The 16,903-nt window shown below is 42.6% G+C and carries 17 protein-coding genes; 7 read left to right on the plus strand and 10 right to left on the minus strand.

The genetic code is table 11. The features are described from left to right. Positions 1–617: 617 nt before the first annotated feature. The 5 genes from MD588_RS00910 to MD588_RS00930 all read left to right on the plus strand — a co-directional run bounded on the left by MD588_RS00910 (position 618) and on the right by MD588_RS00930 (position 2,975). Positions 618–935 (plus strand): hypothetical protein, encoded by a 318-nt coding sequence (locus MD588_RS00910; RefSeq protein WP_265694878.1) that lies wholly within the window; start codon positions 618–620, stop codon positions 933–935. 74 nt (positions 936–1,009) lie between these two features. Beyond that, the gene (locus MD588_RS00915; protein WP_265694879.1) at positions 1,010–1,522 is read left to right on the plus strand and encodes a hypothetical protein; all 513 of its coding nucleotides are present in this window, start codon (positions 1,010–1,012) and stop codon (positions 1,520–1,522) included. A 559-nt stretch (positions 1,523–2,081) separates the two neighbouring features. Then, positions 2,082–2,264 carry a hypothetical protein gene (locus MD588_RS00920; protein ID WP_265694880.1) on the plus strand — a complete coding sequence of 61 codons (183 nt, stop codon included), beginning with the start codon at positions 2,082–2,084 and terminating at the stop codon, positions 2,262–2,264. 163 nt (positions 2,265–2,427) lie between these two features. Further along, on the plus strand, positions 2,428–2,649 hold the full coding sequence (locus tag MD588_RS00925; protein WP_265694881.1) for a hypothetical protein: 222 nt from the start codon (positions 2,428–2,430) through the stop codon (positions 2,647–2,649). Between the two features lie 167 nt (positions 2,650–2,816). Beyond that, positions 2,817–2,975, plus strand: coding sequence for a hypothetical protein (locus MD588_RS00930; RefSeq protein WP_265694882.1), 159 nt, complete (start codon positions 2,817–2,819; stop codon positions 2,973–2,975). Positions 2,976–3,205: 230 nt separating this feature from the next. On the opposite strand, the gene MD588_RS00935 is transcribed toward MD588_RS00930, so the two are convergent. The 3 genes from MD588_RS00935 to MD588_RS00945 form a co-directional block, all read right to left on the minus strand. Continuing rightward, positions 3,206–3,574 carry a hypothetical protein gene (locus MD588_RS00935; protein WP_265694883.1) on the minus strand — a complete coding sequence of 123 codons (369 nt, stop codon included), beginning with the start codon at positions 3,572–3,574 and terminating at the stop codon, positions 3,206–3,208. A gap of 136 nt (positions 3,575–3,710) precedes the next feature. Further along, positions 3,711–4,211: a hypothetical protein gene (locus MD588_RS00940; RefSeq protein WP_265694884.1), complete on the minus strand. Its 501-nt coding sequence runs from the start codon at positions 4,209–4,211 to the stop codon at positions 3,711–3,713. A gap of 30 nt (positions 4,212–4,241) precedes the next feature. Beyond that, complete coding sequence (locus MD588_RS00945; RefSeq protein ID WP_265694885.1) at positions 4,242–4,592, minus strand: hypothetical protein; 351 nt, start codon at positions 4,590–4,592, stop codon at positions 4,242–4,244. A gap of 145 nt (positions 4,593–4,737) precedes the next feature. On the opposite strand from MD588_RS00945, the gene MD588_RS00950 reads away from it, so the two are divergent. Together MD588_RS00950 and MD588_RS00955 are read left to right on the plus strand one after the other, a co-directional pair. Then, positions 4,738–5,052, plus strand: a complete 315-nt coding sequence (locus MD588_RS00950; RefSeq protein ID WP_265694886.1) for a hypothetical protein — start codon at positions 4,738–4,740, stop codon at positions 5,050–5,052. Positions 5,053–5,446: 394 nt separating this feature from the next. Further along, positions 5,447–6,304 (plus strand): DUF2971 domain-containing protein, encoded by an 858-nt coding sequence (locus tag MD588_RS00955; protein ID WP_265694887.1) that lies wholly within the window; start codon positions 5,447–5,449, stop codon positions 6,302–6,304. 400 nt (positions 6,305–6,704) lie between these two features. On the opposite strand, the gene MD588_RS00960 is transcribed toward MD588_RS00955, so the two are convergent. The 7 genes from MD588_RS00960 to MD588_RS00990 form a co-directional block, all read right to left on the minus strand. After that, complete coding sequence (locus tag MD588_RS00960) at positions 6,705–7,697, minus strand: AraC family transcriptional regulator (protein WP_265694888.1); 993 nt, start codon at positions 7,695–7,697, stop codon at positions 6,705–6,707. 19 nt (positions 7,698–7,716) lie between these two features. Continuing rightward, positions 7,717–8,493, minus strand: coding sequence for an SDR family NAD(P)-dependent oxidoreductase (locus MD588_RS00965; protein WP_265694889.1), 777 nt, complete (start codon positions 8,491–8,493; stop codon positions 7,717–7,719). A gap of 465 nt (positions 8,494–8,958) precedes the next feature. Next, the gene (nudC, locus tag MD588_RS00970) at positions 8,959–9,873 is read right to left on the minus strand and encodes an NAD(+) diphosphatase (RefSeq protein WP_265694890.1); all 915 of its coding nucleotides are present in this window, start codon (positions 9,871–9,873) and stop codon (positions 8,959–8,961) included. Further along, positions 9,866–11,332, minus strand: coding sequence for a site-specific integrase (locus tag MD588_RS00975; RefSeq protein ID WP_265694891.1), 1,467 nt, complete (start codon positions 11,330–11,332; stop codon positions 9,866–9,868). The genes nudC and MD588_RS00975 overlap by 8 nt, the downstream gene beginning before the upstream one ends. Before the next feature lie 12 nt (positions 11,333–11,344). Then, positions 11,345–11,923: a hypothetical protein gene (locus tag MD588_RS00980; protein WP_265694892.1), complete on the minus strand. Its 579-nt coding sequence runs from the start codon at positions 11,921–11,923 to the stop codon at positions 11,345–11,347. Further along, positions 11,923–14,289 (minus strand): hypothetical protein, encoded by a 2,367-nt coding sequence (locus MD588_RS00985; protein WP_265694893.1) that lies wholly within the window; start codon positions 14,287–14,289, stop codon positions 11,923–11,925. Before MD588_RS00985 ends, MD588_RS00980 begins: the two co-directional genes overlap by 1 nt. Continuing rightward, positions 14,274–16,538 carry a hypothetical protein gene (locus MD588_RS00990; RefSeq protein ID WP_265694894.1) on the minus strand — a complete coding sequence of 755 codons (2,265 nt, stop codon included), beginning with the start codon at positions 16,536–16,538 and terminating at the stop codon, positions 14,274–14,276. Before MD588_RS00990 ends, MD588_RS00985 begins: the two co-directional genes overlap by 16 nt. Positions 16,539–16,903 lie beyond the last annotated feature (365 nt).

A 16,903-nucleotide genomic window follows, 5' to 3' on the forward strand; every position in this document is an offset into this window, starting at 1 on the left:
AGCGCGGAGCGCAAACTTAAAGCGCACTCAGAGGTAAAAGACGATTGTGGAAAAGTCGAGGGGCAGCTTGCCTGTCCCGACTTTTCCACATGAGGACTCCGTAAGAATAGACCATTATGCATTAGTTTAAATATCCTTGCTTTTCTCTAAGTACATTTGGTTACCACTTGTATATTTTTAATCGGATCTTTGATAAATGTCAGGTGGTACGAACCAAACCTAATAGCCAATCAAACAAGATAAAAAGACTGCTCTAATAGCCTTTCAGTTAAATGCCGGCACAGAAAGGGCTCCAATGGCGGTGCACGTTGAAGGCAAGGAAACCTTCTGCGTGAGCTAATAATGCTAGCAATCAACAGGTTGCAATGATAACGTTGTGTTATTGAAAATCCTTCATAAAACTTCAGTAGTCCCTTAGTCCCTTAGTCCCTTAGTCTCTTAGTCCCTTAGTCTCTTAGTCTCTTAGTCTCTTAGTCTCTTAGTCTCTTAGTCTCTTAGTCTCTTAGTCTCTTAGTTCATTAGCCATTGGTCTTTTGTTCATGAGTACCTTCGTGCTTAGTTTTCCGTACATCATGCAAACGACTGTTTGCTTCATCTTAATTAACAAGGGAAATGACATGCAGATACATAACGCACGACAGATTTTTGAAAGCAAAACACAGGAGCATGACGTTTGGATCGGAGGCGGAATGTTTTCCTTAAAAACGGCGGAAGGCAATTTTTCTTCTGAAGCCAATGTGCTAGTTGTTCGAACAACTGATGAGAGCGACCTTGCCTCGCACTGGGCCATTTTTGAGGGCAATAGAGTGCTTATTTCAGAAAAGTTATATCACATGCTTTCAGAAATATTCTGTGCGAGACAGCGTGAAATTAAGCTGACAGACGCTGTCTTTATGTCTGTCGAAGGCTTCGAACTTGACCTTACAGTCGGTTAATCATTCTACACATGCCTGGGCTTATTAATGTCCAGGCAGGGTTATAAATTCAATAATATTATGGAGAATGCTTAATGAACAATAAAGAAATGGAAGCACGCATCGTAGCTGCGTATGAGCGCCATAAAACTGTCAACATTGGAGCTCGTCCGGGTGTAAAAAACCGCCTTGGCGTGCAGTGTAATGAGTTAACGCCGCTATTGGCTCCTCTTACTAGTAATAATGGCGAACAGTTAACCCCAGACACACTTGCAAGATATTCAATAGTGCTTATGCGCTACATGAATACGCTGGATACTAATGGCCGCCGTGTCGACTTAAATAAAAAAAATATTGACTGGTATATTGATGGACTTATTTCCGAAGGAAAGAAGGGCCTCATAGCAAAAAGCTTTCTGCGTCATCAAATTTTTACTTTCAGAGCTCTGCTAAAGCATCTCGGTCGAGAAGAAGAAGCTCGAAGCCTGCGTCGGTTGGAGACAGCTCTGCAAATGATGACAGCCGCTAGGAAGAAAGAGATTCTAGCTCGTCGCAAAGAAAGAGAGCGAGAAGGTAGTTTTAAGAAGGGGCGTCGGAGCGTTACCTAATAACGCGAGCGTCCCAAATGAGTAACACCGTCGCCACTCGAACACAGAGCAAAGACTGCTTTTAGAGTATGAAAGGTCGCCAGTGGCGGCCTTTTTTGAACCATTTGTTATCTAACTTGCAAGTGGTTTTTTTCTAAATAAGTGGACTTAGAAGCAATTAAAATTATTGACAAAAAGGCACAAAAAAAAGCGTAAATTCAATTTTTTGTGTAGGTTCAAAATCATCGGTTGTTCCCTGTACCCTCCTTGATAAAAAATGATTTAGATCAATGTTTGTTTTTCAGAATTCTCGCCTAATACACAACATCGAATTGAATGCTTTTTGAGCTCAGTTACGATATGTGCCTCTATCAGAAAGGAAAAATACACTATGTTGTGGTTTGATTTTTTGATGGCAACAAAAAACCCGCAAGAGCGGGTTTGGTGTTAGCTCTGCATATAAGCAGCGCATATCCAATAGATTGGCGTCGATGGATGTGTGCATTGTATGTAGAGCAGGTTTTTTCGCAACCTTTTTATTTCCCAGAGTTGACGTCAGTCGACAGATAAGGTGGTTCTATTGATTAGCTCTACATCAAATACACTAGGCTTCATCGCAGATGTGATTACCATTGTGACTTTTATTGGCTCTATCTCCTATGGTGGCTGGAAACTGCACCAATGGGTCAAGCGACATATGAAGCTCGATATGACATTTACGGTAAAATTAAGCGCTGGTTCTGACAAGGACACCAAGCAGTAGCGTATTGAAGGCAAGGAGTTGAAAGGGGGACGGCAATCCCCCTTTAGAGTCACACACTAGTGTGCTGCAATCTCCAGTGACAGTTTATTGTAGCGCAAAGCGCAACCACTGTCATAAGCTGTCATAAGATAAGCTTTAAACTTTGAAGCGGCCAGGAGATTATATGAGCGTTGAATTTGACTTGTTGTTGCCCGAACTTGAAGACTTCGAGCTTGAGAATGTCCCTTTTAAAGTAGTTGACCCGTCTATGCTCCCTGCACACACCTTTAAAGCGTTTGATGCATACATGCGCGGCTCTACAGTGCCGCATCCCGTTTATGTCTATAGTCACGATTACTCGCGTTTTTGCATGCTAGTGCGCCGTGGCGACATAAACATAAACTAGCTCATTGCGTGCAACCGCGTTGTTGCTAGAGTTGCTGTCGATATAAAAACCCAAATAAAAATCAAATCTTTACCGTTCCATTGTCTATCGTTGTCCATCGGTGGACAACGGTACATGCATTAGCATGTAAAATGCCTCCTACATGCTAGTGCATGTAACCTCGCAGCATGAAAATGACTAATAACCTATGCACTTTCACTGTGATAAGTGTTGCGATTGCCAAAACTTTCGATGTAAAAAGTGTTGAGATTGCCAAAACTTTCGATGTAAAAAGTGTTGAGATTGCCAAAACTTTCGATGTAAAAAGTGTGGAAACTGAAAATTAGCTCTTACATTTCAATCTATTAGCCACGTGGATTTGCTAGCAAGGAAAGTTAGACATAGCAAAAAACGCCGAACAGTAATGCCGCTATTACTTTGAAAGCAAGGATGCTTTCAGCACTTAGCATGTAAACATAGTAAAATCCCCGACTCTTAATCCCGACATAACACTAGACTAAGAGCCGTTTTTCGACATAACAGTGGACTAAGAGGCGATTTTTGACATAACACTAGACTAAGAATGTTGTGGTGCAAGCGCCTGGCGGGCCCTGTTCAACTCGTATTGGGCATCTAATCTGATTGCGTTGAGCTCAATAAAGGATTGGGCCCTGGCCTCAATTTCATGGTTCAGTTCACACAGCCTGTGCGTCACCAATTCTTCACCATCCTCGTCATCAATGGGCAACGACAGATTCATCGCTGAAGAAGTCAGTTCTGCCAGGTCAGATTTCAGCTCTGTCAGCTCTTCTACTGCAAACTGATTAACCAGGTTAGCCGCGGACTGCAGCGCCTGCCAGCTCTCAATCGACGGCTCTTCTTGCACGTTATAGATAGCGTTCAACAGCTTTTGCTGATTACATAATGTTGGTGAGAGCTCTGGCATACAATCGTCCTTCATTGTTCGCCATTGTCCACCGATGGACAATGCGATACATACTTAGTTTTTAGTGTGTTGCAAATTTAGCGCTCAATGTTTTTCAAACTTTGCTTTTAGTGCTCTGAGCATTTAGTTTTTAGTGCTAGTTGTGCGGTATTACTCGATAATCCGGATTCAGCAGATGCTCAACGCATGCTGCGAATACCTCTGAATTTCCGCTTGTTGCTGCATCAATCGGTTTGCCGGCATAGCGCTCTGTCTGCTCTGCTGCTTGCTTACCAAGCTCAACCATTTCTTCGATTGATATTCCTCTGAGCATTGCTGCGTTTGGTATCGCTCGCTTGAGCGTGATTGATTGCACGGTGAATAGCCAGAAACAGATATCCCAGTTACTGCGAGCCTCTAGCAGCCGAGGTAAGTAGTCTTGAAGGGCCGAGTAAACATGGCCATCCGAATCAAACTGGAAGGCAGGGAATTGCAGCTTCCCATGGAGCATGACTGAGATAATTTTGTTGAGCTCAACTGCATTATCTAGCTCTTCTCGTGAGAGCTGGAGCACATCAGCGCCTTTGAATTCGTGCTCTGCGATGAATTTGCTTTTCTTTTTCTGAAGCTTACGCCTCAAAGCATTCAAATGATTCATATGCGTCACCTTCATCAGCCCGTCCCTTTATTATTCTACTAGCAGGTCTTTGATAAAACAGCGTGCGACCCCAACTAACGTCATGTCTTCTGTGACGCGTCCCTGTTTTTCATCAGTAACGGCAAACCATTTATCATGGCGCCAATAGAGTTGAACTGGGAAGGTGTCACCGTGATGCTCAACAAGAGCTAAGCACTCGTTATGCGGCCTTCGGTCAACTTCAAAGGCGGCAATGTCACCCCTTCTCAGGTTCATTCGTACAAAGTCGTAATCGAACATCCAGATAAGTGTTGCTGACGGCTTGCGAATGATGTGCTCATGTAGGCTGTCGCCAATGTATTTTTCTTCATGGCCAGCTGCAGGGCTTGGGAAAGCTGCCATCAAATTAACTCCGGTAAGAATTTTACTCTATCAGTTGCGCATTTGTATGTATGGATATACAGTATTTTAAAGGTTATCTTGCATCACAGGATTTATCAAGCAGTTGATATCTCCTGAGCATTCACAAGAAGGGAGAGATGAAATTATGCAGGTACTTAGCGCACGACCTTACTTTGAACACAAAACTCAGGAATGCAATGTGTGGGTCGGGAGTGGGATGTTTTGTCTTAGGACGCTGGAGGGGAATTTTACTTCTGAAGACCACGTTCTTGTCGCCCAGATCACTCAATTAGATGGGGCTGTATGCTATTACGCGTGTTTCCAGGGTAATAAAGTGCGAATTGACGAAGGGATGTTCCGGGCACTTTCCGGGGCGTTCTGTGCGGGTGATGTGGCGCCTATCGATGCATTCTTTCATCAGGCTGTAGAGGGTTACTGGCTGAACATGATGCACGACTAGTCATTCATTGACACAACCTGCCCAAGGCTGACTTAGACGGCTCCTGGCAGGTTGCATAGACTGTACTGACTCCATACCCGGTCTAGCACTCTACGATATAAGATGTGATGCAATCGGACAGTTATGGGAAGCAACTTCTAGCTGTCACAAACACGGAATTGGACAAAAGTGAGTCAGTGATTTTGCTAATTTAGCTATTAATGAATTAGTTCAAGTATGGAAAGGAACTCTGACTGCAGCTTATTCGCACATAACACTCAAGGTTTTGATGTAGTAGCAACTACATCAAAGTAATTGAATCCAGTTAACTTCTTAATTTTGTGATGATATCAACTTCAATTGTCGATGCGGTTGATATCATATTGCAACGACTAGGCTGATATAAAAGAAGATTATGGCAATAGACCCGGCATATAAGTTCATGAGTGGTGAGTGCTACCATCTCAAAGGCTTACGAGAAAACACTGTGTGGTTTTCTAGTGTTAAAGACTTAAATGATCCCTATGAAGGGCGTGTGAGCCTAAAACAAAGCGATGTATCACTAATTGACAGAAAACTTGCCCTTACTTATGTTTTTGACGAAGAAAATAAAGATCTAAAGAAGTCTCGTAAGGAAGTTGAATCATTCCTAAAAAGAGTTGGTATAGATAGATTCAATGAGCATATAGAAAAGAATACGAAGAGGCACTTTGAGGATTTTTTAAGGTTCCACCATGAGCAACGCCATGTACTCTCATTATCTCGAGCGAGTCAGCCATTAAACAAAAATCCTATACCAGAGCCTCTTAGTTTAATGATGATGTGGGGCCATTATGCTAATGGCTTTAGAGGGATGTGTGTTGAGTATGACTATCACGAACTAGTAAGAAGTATCAATGTATTAAACGACATTGCGGTATCTGCTAGGACGGTTGATTATGTTGAAGGAACTCTCCCAACAATAGAAACAAAAACAATCCTTGATGACATAGTTTATAAAACCGGAAACACTTCGAGAGAAATACTCAGAGCTTACTGTACCAAGCACAAAGCTTGGGATTATGAAAATGAAGTCAGGGTTATCAGTCAGCTTCACGGAGTTAACAGGCATAGTGAAGAAAGTATTAACAGAGTCTTTGTTTCAGACCAAAACCCAGCATTAATTGAAAAGGTCAAGAGTATCCTTAAAACCAAAAAGCAAAAGCCTGAGTTACTGAAGGTTTCATTACATAAGAAAGAGTTCGGCTTCTACTTTAAGGCCATTGAATACTAAATAATGAGCTGATTCTTCTCGAGCCTGTAGAGACGTTACAGGCATAAAAAATCAATCAAATGATGATTTAGTGAAGCGGTGCGTAAACAGCCGCCAACACGTTTTGGGGACACTTTCGAGCTAGAAAGTGCCAACTGTTAACGATTCTGGACAAAAGCGCCTTGGCCACCTCATACGGAATCTACCCTTCGAATAACTTTTGGTATCTCAAAACACAACGACCACAGCTTTCTAGCGGTGGCCAAGTTGCACGGGAATGGACAAATTAGCTTTCAATCTTGATCAGATTTACTTTATGCAGGATTTACTAGAAAGTATGCAGTATCCCGCTCCCACCTGAAGCTCTTATGCCTCAAAACGATTTATTCTCATAATTTAAGCTATGAAAATAGCTCATACATCAACATCTAACATGCCCTGGTGAAACACCAGTCCAAGAGCTGTATGCACGAATAAACGAGTTAGTCTCTTGAAAGCCCAACAAAAACGATACTTCAGTAATAGGTAGATCTGTTTCTTTCAAATAGTAATGAGCCAGCTCTTCTCTAACTTTATGAAGAATCGACTGATAGCTGTTACCTTCCGCTGATAGCTTACGTTGCAGAGTTCTCTTACTCATTGCCATTTGTGATGCCACTACCTCAATGGAGCTTTCTCCCTGCGGAAGTAAGTCCATTAGATGAGTATAAACTGTTCTCGATGTAGTATGGTTGCTTTCCATTGCTTCAAGCTTCTTGCGTAGTTCACTGTCAAATATGCTCAACATGCTTTGGTTGTTAGTCAGAAATGGTACTCGCGCATCTTTACTTGAGAACACAACCTTCGTCGCAGAACCTTGTGCAATTTCACAACCAAAATAATCGATATAAGCACTCAAATTCCGTGGTAGCTCGGGCAAAACCACCTTAATTGGATTAATGCTTTGACGTGTCGCTAAACGAGTAAGCTGAGTAAAAAACACCAATTCAGTCAGGCTTAATGAGCTTGGTAGCGCACTGGTAAACCCGTAACAGCTAATTTCAATCTCAGTCGTTGCATCAGTTTGATCTAACCTAAGCTCCATAGGGCCGATTAAAGGCTTATACTCCTGTAATCTTTTAATTGCTGAATTCAGGTTAGGGCTGCAAATAGCAGCAAAGATCGGTACATCAAAGGACTCAAAACTCATCACTTCTGCTAGCTTCAAGGCCAGCTCGATACCTTGTACCTGAGCAGCCTTATCTATGCCTTGCCACAGTTGAAAGTATTGAGATGGCGACAGTTGTACCTTTTTCTGTTCAAATAAGCCCAATGGCAACTCAGCGTAACCGAGCACTACTTGCAGGTTGATACCAAGGTCTTTGAATAGAACCTTCCAATTTGGTGGAATGACAAATTTATCTGCTCTTTTCATATCAATACTTACACTTAAGCTATTTCTTTTCCATAACCTGGCGTGACATTTTAAGCACTGATTTACGTGGCAATAGAGGGAAAATCCAGTTAAACATAAACTTCAGGGATGATTCGTTGAATACTACCAACTCTCCAGTTTCCATAGCTTTATAGCCGCACTCTGCTACAGACTGAGGTGATTTTGCATTCTTCCACGCGTCAACGCCTTCCAAGTTACCCGCTGCAACAAAACCAGTAGCAACCGTGCCAGGGCAAAGCGCTGTAACTGTCACGTTGTTATCTTTTACTTCTTCAGCAACTGCTTGGCTAAATGAGGTAACGTAAGACTTGGTTGCGTAGTATACCGCCTGTAAAGGGCCTGGCATAAATGATGCCGTTGAAGATACGTTCAGGATCCTCCCCTTGTTACGCTCAACCATGCCTTTTAGGTATAGGTGAGTCAGGTTAGTCAGTGTCACCATATTTACTTGCATCATTGATTGCTCATCAGCAAGAGAACGTTCGTGGAATTTACCGTGGCCACCAAAACCCGCATTGTTGATTAGCGTGTCGATCTGAAGGCCAAGTGCTTCAGTCTGTTCAAACAATGATTGTGCTGCATCGGATTGTGATAAATCTGAGGTTATCACATCAACTTTTACACCGTACTCTTCTTCAAGCTCATTTTTCAGTGCGATAAGTTTCGCTTCAGAGCGTGCGACCAGAACCAGATCGCCATTTTTACGAGCGTGAATTTTTGCTAGCTCAAGACCGATACCACTAGAAGCGCCTGTGATTAATGCTGTGTTTGACATAATGATTACCCCTTTGGAAAACTGCTTTATTGTCCAGTTGCGTTAGCTGATGACGGTAGTATAGGTAATCGATTTACGCCATGAGACATCAAAAGACGACATCGCTTATTCAAATTGTGCCAATATGACATAGCACTTGAATAGCTGTCGTTCATCAATGATACATTTTCTGTGTTCTGATTTACCGAGGAAGCATAATCATGCATCAGAAAGTCTCTGGTTAGATTCGCTGATTTTGAAAGAAACTGGGAGTTTTTAAGCACCGTCCCTTAGCCACCTGTCATGAGGAAATGTACTGTGATTTCAGTGGCACGCTCTGCCACTGAGTAATTACGTTAAATTGCTATGGGGCAAAAGCTTGATAGAGTTACGATGGCACCTGTCAGCTTAGCTCACGCTCTGATTCCCAAACTAACAGATTGAGCCTCATCTATTCCACATAGAGCCGGCCAGTTCATTTAAAACTTATGTTTGATTGAGCCATTGCTCCATCAAAAAACTGGAAATCGAATCTTTACGTGGTAACTTGTAGCCATCAACATCATCATTATATTCAGCGAACCGTGCTAGTTCATCACGAGAGAACCATTTTGCTGACTCTATTTCATCTTCATCAATACTGATTTGGTCAGTCTCAGCGTTAGCGATAAACCCGACCATCAAGCTAGATGGAAATAACCAGGGCTGTGAAGCAATATACTTAACATCACCGACTATTATTCCGGATTCTTCAAACACTTCACGCCTGACTGTTTGTTCAAGCGTTTCACCTTGGTCAACATAACCAGCTAGGCAGGAATAAACACCCTTTACCCAGCTTTTCTGTCGTCCAAGTAATATTCGCTCTAGCCCGTCTTCAAATTGCTTTGTTACCGTCATAATGACCGCAGCATCGGTACGAGGGAAAGTTTGGTGCCCGCATTTTTCATTTGAACACACAAGCGAGTGTCCACCTTCTATGGAGCGTGTATGTTGCCCACAGCGGCCACAAAAACGATTATTCTTATGCCAGTGACATAATCCCCGGCTCAACATCAGAAAAGAGGCTGTGTCGTTATCTAAGTGCGAGGCTATCTGCCTAAGCTCATTCCACTTGCCTTGGTTCAATAGATGGCTATCTAGCTCCATGCCCGTAATATCGATGGCGAACATAGGCTGGCTGGATTGCACGCCAAGAAAGACCATTTCCGAGTCTTCTAACGCAGAAGAAACGATTTGTTCATAGCTGAAGATAATCGGCCGGTATGAGTCTCCACATACTAGGTTCTTGTCATCACAAAGGACAAGAAAACCAGCATTTAGCTTTTGCTCTTTAACCCAGGCACTATCTTTCCGTTGAGAAGAGCATCTATCAAGTGTCATCGCAGAGAATCTAAGCATGGGCTACTTGCTCCTCCTCGCTTTCTTCATTCGCATTGTTTTCTTTATCAATCTTGATGGCGAGGTTAATGTCCATTTCAAAGGCATCGATGAGTGAGCGCATTTTTTCGATAATTTCGGTCGCGGTAACCCTGGAATTCTTCAAGTCAGCCTTCATGGTCTCAAGCTCATCTTTAACCAAACCAACTGCTGATTTCAACGATACCGCATTGTATGTCTGTCTCACCCCTGCCAAATCTGAGAAGGCAAGGTTTATGTATGTGTTTAAAGAGTATGGCCGTGTATGACCAGACCATTGTTGCAATTGCATTTTAAACTGCTCGGTATTTAACAATGCTCTGTTGAACTCATCCTTATTCTTAAACTTGTGCTCTAAGATGATTTGCTTCAATCGCTCAGTCAGATAAGCATGTCGTATCAAGTGTGCAAAGCACTCATCAGTGATACCTGCGGCATGCTTGTACTTGTTAAAGTATGTGCTGATGGTGTCTGGTTTAAGAGGTGTTCCCCTTCTAATATCGATAAACACAAACCCATGATCATTTTCTTTACCGATTGTCCCCTTAATAATTTTACGTCGGACTTTAGTAATATACTCTTTCAAGTTATGCAAAAAAGTCACTGGCACAGGGACTTGGCGCGTATGCTCTTCCTTCCGTTTAAGCGTGGTAAACTGCAAATTAACTGTATCACTTTTTCCGCTCTTGGCCTTTCTGAGTGCTTCCCTGACATCGTCAACATGCAGTAGCATGACCTCGGTACGTCTTGCACCAGTCTGCTCTAATGACTGATATATCATAGTGTCACGTGATTTGACGTAAGGATTTTTATGTTCGTCAATCTGCTTCTTGATGGCGGCAGCAGCAGAGTCCGCAATAGGCAACCGCTTATTCGCTGAGTCACCCTTTGGAATTGAGCCGTGGGTATATTGAAACGTTATCCTAGGCTCTTTCATCCCCTCAACAAATGTTTTGACTTCCTTCTTTTCAACCTTAATGGCATGAAAATCCTGATCACCAATCAAGGTTTCGTCACCATGAAAATCAGCGACAGTCCTTAGAAAGTCAATACAGGTTTGTCCAATCATTCTGACTTGATTAATCCCCCTCACTCGCTTGCCAAACTTGTTGGTTTCATGGTGAATAAAGTGAATAAAATCTCCAAATCGATCATCATTTAACGCAGTAAACGCCCATCCCCTGCTATAACAGTAACGGATCAGGTGCGATATATGTGAAGCGTAGGTTTTCGGCGTTCCACCGTCTTCCGTCCTTTGTGACAATGAGCGGCTCCATAACCCCAACATATAAACATTGGCTTCTGTGCAAGGAACACCATCAGGATATTTGATGAAAGGTAACTTTTTCGCCTTTTTTGTATGGAGATTATTTTTTCGCTCCGGCGAATAGGCTGTCCACATTTCAAACTCAGACTGAATACAATTATAGAGCTGGGCCATCAGACAACACCTTTAAAGTTCTTTGTTGTTGATAAGGGTGACATTATTAGACATCGCCTTTAAAAGGTGTTTGTTGTTGATAAAGCTGACCTTCGCGCTGATTTTTTTGCGTTGCTCTACCCAATCAGCCTGCAATTGCCGACTTCCAGATCTCTCAGCATAGTTACTTGCAGTTTCCTTGATGTCAGTTAATAGGCCTGTCATCATGGCGTTGTGGATCGTTAGCATTTCAACCTCTTGCTTTAATTCTTCCACTTGCAGCTTTAAGCCCGCTTTTGTTTCTGGATTAGGCCTTTCTTTTTTGCCTATTGTTGCATTTAATTCCTTTAATGCATTTATTCTTCGTTGATCGAGTCCAGCGTAGCCATCTTCCAGCACCAGATTAGCATTTGATTCTTGTGTGTTCTTCGCGCAAGGCACAATGTACCTGCTAGTGTCTTCATAGTTTGCAAAGGCTCCCTGGCTCTTTAAAACATCACGCAGTGACTTATCTGCAACAAAGTCGGCAGGTTTTTGAATAATCTCACGCAGAAACTCATCTGCAGCCAGTACCGATTGCTGGTTTATTTCTTTTTGGGTCATTTCTTTCATCAGAATTCCTCTTTAACACGTAAGATCATCTTGTAGTCGGTAATGACATTGCCGGCTTCGTCTTTGATTGTAAAAAATTCAGGCTCTAAATCGATGGTTCCATCTAGCAGCAACTTGGTAATATCCTTTTCAAAATCAATTGAATCCTTTTCAAACTGTTCCCGAATCAGCTCTAGTGGAGGGGAAAGATGAGCATCATCTTCATCACAGTCTTCATAGTCAGACAAAACCTCGCGATAGCCTTTAAGCTTCAGGTAATCCACACCGTACCGCTCTTTCAATATGGGGGCTAACTTATCGATATTTTCGATGCCATGCTTAGACATCCCTTCGCGAATACACCGAGCTTTAATACCAGCTAGAACCTCGCCCTGGAGGCCTTCCGTCACGTAGTGGTACAGGTGCTCTGAATCCGTATGGCCGAGGAAGTGACGGAGGGTATCCAAACTATTGGTGCCATTCCTCCAGAAGAACACCATGGCGAAAAAGCGCCGCAGCTGATGTTGTCGAATATAGTAGCGACGTACATCGTCTTCGTCATACTGCACTGTAGGCGATTCAAAATAATCACAAAAAGCATCAAGGTTAATATTATAACTTTCCATCGTAATGGCTGTTGGCTCTGCGGCCTTTTTCACGACAGAAGGAAACAGCGTCGCTTTATTCTGAGTGATTAGCTTGTCTTCAATCAGTTTTTCATTAAACGCTTCAAGCTTGTATAGCAGGCCCGCCACGCTACGAAGAATTGGTCTTGAAAGCGTTTCACGCAGGGCTTTGTCACCACCAACCCCAGACTTCCTATTTTCAAAAATCAGCTCAAACTCCACCTTTGCAGACGATTCTAAATTAGGATCTATCCCTGCAGGCAAAAGGCAATCGGTAGGATGTAAATCTATCAATTCTCCAACACGTCTCGCCATTGTTGCGCCAGTAATTAGCTGAATAGAACCCGTAAGCACATGGAACAAATCTACAAAGCCACATTTTTTTCTGCGCAATTCAAATCGCTTGGGGTCACTTGTGTCTACACACCATTGGCAGACGCCCAATTCGATTAACTTGGGAGAAACATACGCCAAGAAACCTTTGGCCTTGTAGTCGGCTAATTGATTCCTGGTTGTCCCTGGTACTTTTGCTCGTTTTTCCTTTGGTGCGCTCTTCAAGACCTGATACATGGAGTCAAGAATGGTATCAGCGTACTCAATACAGAATTCAAAAGCATTGCGCATAGATGCAAACACAACATCAGCGGGTAGCGTTGTGAAGCGGCCTGTGCTGCGCACAATAACCAATTCATTAATAGTTTGTACTTTGATTTTATCGAAAGTCTTATCAGAGCAAAGGCTCGTACCGTCAGTCTCGATGGCCACTAACCCCCTAAAATCAGTAATAAGTGGGCCCAAAGACCTTTCACTGATACCACCATTTCCATAATCTGCTACGGGAACCGGACAGCATTCTGTCAAATCTTTGTCAGGAGATATCGCTAAAACATCAATCTTCGGTAATTTTATTGATTCTCCATAGAGGGTTTGCTGTTTGTAAAAGATATTTACGAAATATTTAGAATTAGGTGTTGGTGTTGACCACCTTTTTAGCTTGTAGGCACCCTCTTCATGCAAAAAACAACAAGCTTTAACTATTTGATCTTCTGTTAAAAAGACCGCATTTTCATCCTCAAGAATTGTCCGCGTTATGTATGGGAACTGCTCAGCAAAGGCAGTGGCGTCAGCATCAGACATTGTTTCGATTTTTTCTAGGAGATATTCGCGAACTTTTTTGTGGTAACGATAGAGTCGATGTGTCCCTCCTTCAGCGTACTGAACGAGCAGGTCTTGAACAAAATCCCTATCTACAGCCAGCATATGTCGCTCGGCGAGATTAATATCAGCAGCTCGGAGTAATATTGCATCAATTAGCCTTAATCGATGGCTAATCTGCCTATAGGTGGTATTTGGTTTTAACAATCTACCACCGTTTAATAATGGATTTCCCGCCTGCACAAGCCAGTGCTTAAATGTGTTTAGTAGCGGCCTGTGCTTAATTGATACTAATGATTTTTTATCATTTAACGGCACATTAAAATCAATAGTAAGTGATTTTCCGCCCACTTTAATTTTCCAGAAGTCATGCTCAAATTCAGTTCCATCAACAAGCCAATCCGGATGGAACTCATCGTAAGCGAAAACTGACTGCACTGCGCTTGCCGCCTTGGATGTAAAGGCCAATTGCTCGTTTAGTGGCATATTTGCAACTAACTGAACAAACCCAACAGACTCCTCTTTAGTGAAATTTTCCATGTGTTTTTCACCAGAAAGAATCTGTGCTTTCAACTTCGTGTTATCAACAATTAAGCTGACTGCCATAGGATTGCCTCCTCGATAAGTTCAGGATTTAATGGTTTATTTGTCGCAACACGGTACATATCCGCGATGTCATTACTGATCATTTCAGCATTACCAGGGCTGTTACCTTTGCGGTTTTCAAGTGCCACGGAAATGTGTGACAGGACAAATTTGGCTGCTTCATACCAGTTCTTAGCAAACTGAGTAATCTCCGTATCATCCGATGCATTATCAACGGTGGTAACGAGTGCCATGAAGATCTGTAACAGGGAGGTAGACACTAGAAAAACAGCACCTTCAAACTGACAGACATTGTCATTAGCAATATCCATTGCCTTCTTCTTACCCGTCCGAATATGCTCAGGCAGTTCACCTAGGCCATGGTTTTCCAAAAAGCTGTTCAGCTCATCAGGATGAATGTCAATTGCCTTATGTAGGTAGCGTGAGTCCTTCATGGCTTCATACACAATCGCGTTTTGGAACTGACGAATCCAGCGGTTGGTGAAGTAGTCCCAAAGCGGTTTCGGCAAATAGTGATTAATCAATACTGGGATATATTTTTCATGTCCCAAGGCTTCTGACATGGCGTGGACACTCCCAGTTTCCAGGTAAACACGAACTCCCACAGCTGAGCGCATTCGGGCGTGTGTCACGTGTTTGGAAATGCTGATAGCGTGTGTATCCGTTTTATGCTCTGAAGGTTCGGCCAGCTTCCGACTTAGTGCTGTAGTGTTGGGCTTATTTGAGCTGTATGTTCGAGCCTTGCTGCCAATACTATCAGCCGATATCAGCATTTTTCGAAAACTGTCATTCGATTCTTGCTGAAGCTGAGTTCGCAGCTGTTCTGTCAGCTCAAGGTATTCTTCTATAAGCTTCTTCGATTCGGCATTAAGCACCACTTCCTGCTGTGCCAACTCCTTCCCTTTACGCTCCTTTTTACTAAGCGCAATCCAAACACCACTTACTTCCCGATAGCCATGGCGGTCACCTTTGTTATTGTACAAATCCCAATCTTCAAGCCAAGACGGGGTGATTTGTGGATGCATCTCGATAAGCAAGTAACAAAACGCACTCATGGTGGTAGCCGTTGGCATTGCCAATAGGGTTAATAAATTTTTGTCTTTATTCTTCCCTGTTATCCAATCAGGGTAGTTCGAACCCTTGTATCTGAAACCGTAGTGCCTGAAACTGGCACAGATATTTTCATCTTGGCTCATATCTACAGGGATTTTATTAGCCGGCCCAAGTAGTTCTGGTCTCACTTGCCCCCTCTCAGCAAGCGCCTTGAAATTATTTAGGTTTTCAATCGACTCATTCCAAATATTACGGCAGTGAAGTTTGACGTGATTGATATCGGCTTTTATTGACTCAAAGATAAGCTCTTTTGCTGCTGTATCACTATAGGAGAGCGGAATAGGGGTGATCAGTTTATTGTTAAACGCGTTACCGTCCTTATCTTTCTGCTCTTTTGTTTTAGATGTCACCTGCTTCCCCGAGGTTTTGAATTCAGGTGCCAGCAATTCAACACGAGGCTCCCCGACAATGTCTTTCTTAACAAACACCTCTTTGAAAATACTGATCGCGCCTTGCCATTTAAGGTGAAATGTTTTCAGGCATCGCTCGTCTTGCACTGCATCATTCAAGCAAAGTGAATAAATACAACTCATCGTCTTGTTGATGTTCTTAGATGACATCACATCATGGAAAGCATGACTATCACGGGCAACAATAGGAAGCTTTTGAATGATGCAGTTGAAGTCAGCCAGGCGTGTTTTGAGAGTGTTACAAGCTTCTTTTATGGCAAAGCGTTTCGTTGACTCATGGATTTGCGAAATAAGCACTTCATCATAAATTAGATATATCGAAGTTAGGTCGAGGAACGTCGTTTTACCGTCTTTAGCCTCTACAAACCATCCTTGATAAAATTGCCTTACCTGTTCGTCAACACTAAAGTTCTTCTTATAGTACTCAACCGCCAGCTTTGCATCATCCGTCAGTTTTATGCTTGAGAATTTGAACGGCAGATTACAACAAGGAAGACGCTTCACTGCGTTTGCCAAGGCGTATTTGCCCAAAATTGTGGTGTCTAGTTCTGTATAAATAAAGCCAACAAAGCCAGTCAGTACATGCTCAGTGAATTTTGCACTATTTGTGTTGATGAACTTAAATTTTGTTGAAGTGATATGCAGAAATGCATTTAACGGAGCGGCATTTTTTGGGGCCCTAGTTTCTTCGGAAGAAGTCTTAGCTAGAAGCAATAAGTCGTACAACGCTGGCTCTAAATACTCTAACGGGTAATGTCTTAATAGCCTGGTGTTTATCACTTTGCCTCCAATGCAACAATATGGACACTGGTTGTAAATACAGTATTGATAATTTATTGATAGTTGTCAATTTTTCTGATGACGTATTGAGAGTTTCTTTTGGGCATAAAGTCCAGGCAGGACGGGGGGGGCTTAATATAAATTGATAAGAGGTGTAATTGGGGAAACGTACATATCCCCATGCAGTACTTCTTCTCCGGTACTGATCATTACTACTTGCAACATGCTTCCCTCTCTTCCTTGCTGTGATGAATAGCGTTCTTTACACCTTACACCAATTCACTCCAGCAATTACACAATAATGGCCCGTT

The organism is Photobacterium obscurum, from assembly GCF_026191635.1.
In the GTDB taxonomy this organism is placed as follows: domain Bacteria; phylum Pseudomonadota; class Gammaproteobacteria; order Enterobacterales; family Vibrionaceae; genus Photobacterium; species Photobacterium obscurum.

Excerpts from the sequence above, each read along its gene's own strand:
- MD588_RS00980 (WP_265694892.1), bottom strand. The coding sequence starts at position 11,923 with ATGAAAGAAATGACCCAAAAAGAAATAAACCAGCAATCGGTACTGGCT.
- MD588_RS00940 (WP_265694884.1), bottom strand. The coding sequence starts at position 4,211 with ATGAATCATTTGAATGCTTTGAGGCGTAAGCTTCAGAAAAAGAAAAGC.
- MD588_RS00925 (WP_265694881.1), top strand. The coding sequence starts at position 2,428 with ATGAGCGTTGAATTTGACTTGTTGTTGCCCGAACTTGAAGACTTCGAG.
- MD588_RS00985 (WP_265694893.1), bottom strand. The coding sequence starts at position 14,289 with ATGGCAGTCAGCTTAATTGTTGATAACACGAAGTTGAAAGCACAGATT.
- MD588_RS00950 (WP_265694886.1), top strand. The coding sequence starts at position 4,738 with ATGCAGGTACTTAGCGCACGACCTTACTTTGAACACAAAACTCAGGAA.
- MD588_RS00930 (WP_265694882.1), top strand. The coding sequence starts at position 2,817 with ATGAAAATGACTAATAACCTATGCACTTTCACTGTGATAAGTGTTGCG.
- MD588_RS00935 (WP_265694883.1), bottom strand. The coding sequence starts at position 3,574 with ATGCCAGAGCTCTCACCAACATTATGTAATCAGCAAAAGCTGTTGAAC.
- MD588_RS00975 (WP_265694891.1), bottom strand. The coding sequence starts at position 11,332 with ATGGCCCAGCTCTATAATTGTATTCAGTCTGAGTTTGAAATGTGGACA.
- MD588_RS00960 (WP_265694888.1), bottom strand. The coding sequence starts at position 7,697 with ATGAAAAGAGCAGATAAATTTGTCATTCCACCAAATTGGAAGGTTCTA.
- MD588_RS00915 (WP_265694879.1), top strand. The coding sequence starts at position 1,010 with ATGAACAATAAAGAAATGGAAGCACGCATCGTAGCTGCGTATGAGCGC.
- MD588_RS00945 (WP_265694885.1), bottom strand. The coding sequence starts at position 4,592 with ATGGCAGCTTTCCCAAGCCCTGCAGCTGGCCATGAAGAAAAATACATT.
- MD588_RS00955 (WP_265694887.1), top strand. The coding sequence starts at position 5,447 with ATGGCAATAGACCCGGCATATAAGTTCATGAGTGGTGAGTGCTACCAT.
- nudC (WP_265694890.1), bottom strand. The coding sequence starts at position 9,873 with ATGCTTAGATTCTCTGCGATGACACTTGATAGATGCTCTTCTCAACGG.
- MD588_RS00965 (WP_265694889.1), bottom strand. The coding sequence starts at position 8,493 with ATGTCAAACACAGCATTAATCACAGGCGCTTCTAGTGGTATCGGTCTT.
- MD588_RS00910 (WP_265694878.1), top strand. The coding sequence starts at position 618 with ATGCAGATACATAACGCACGACAGATTTTTGAAAGCAAAACACAGGAG.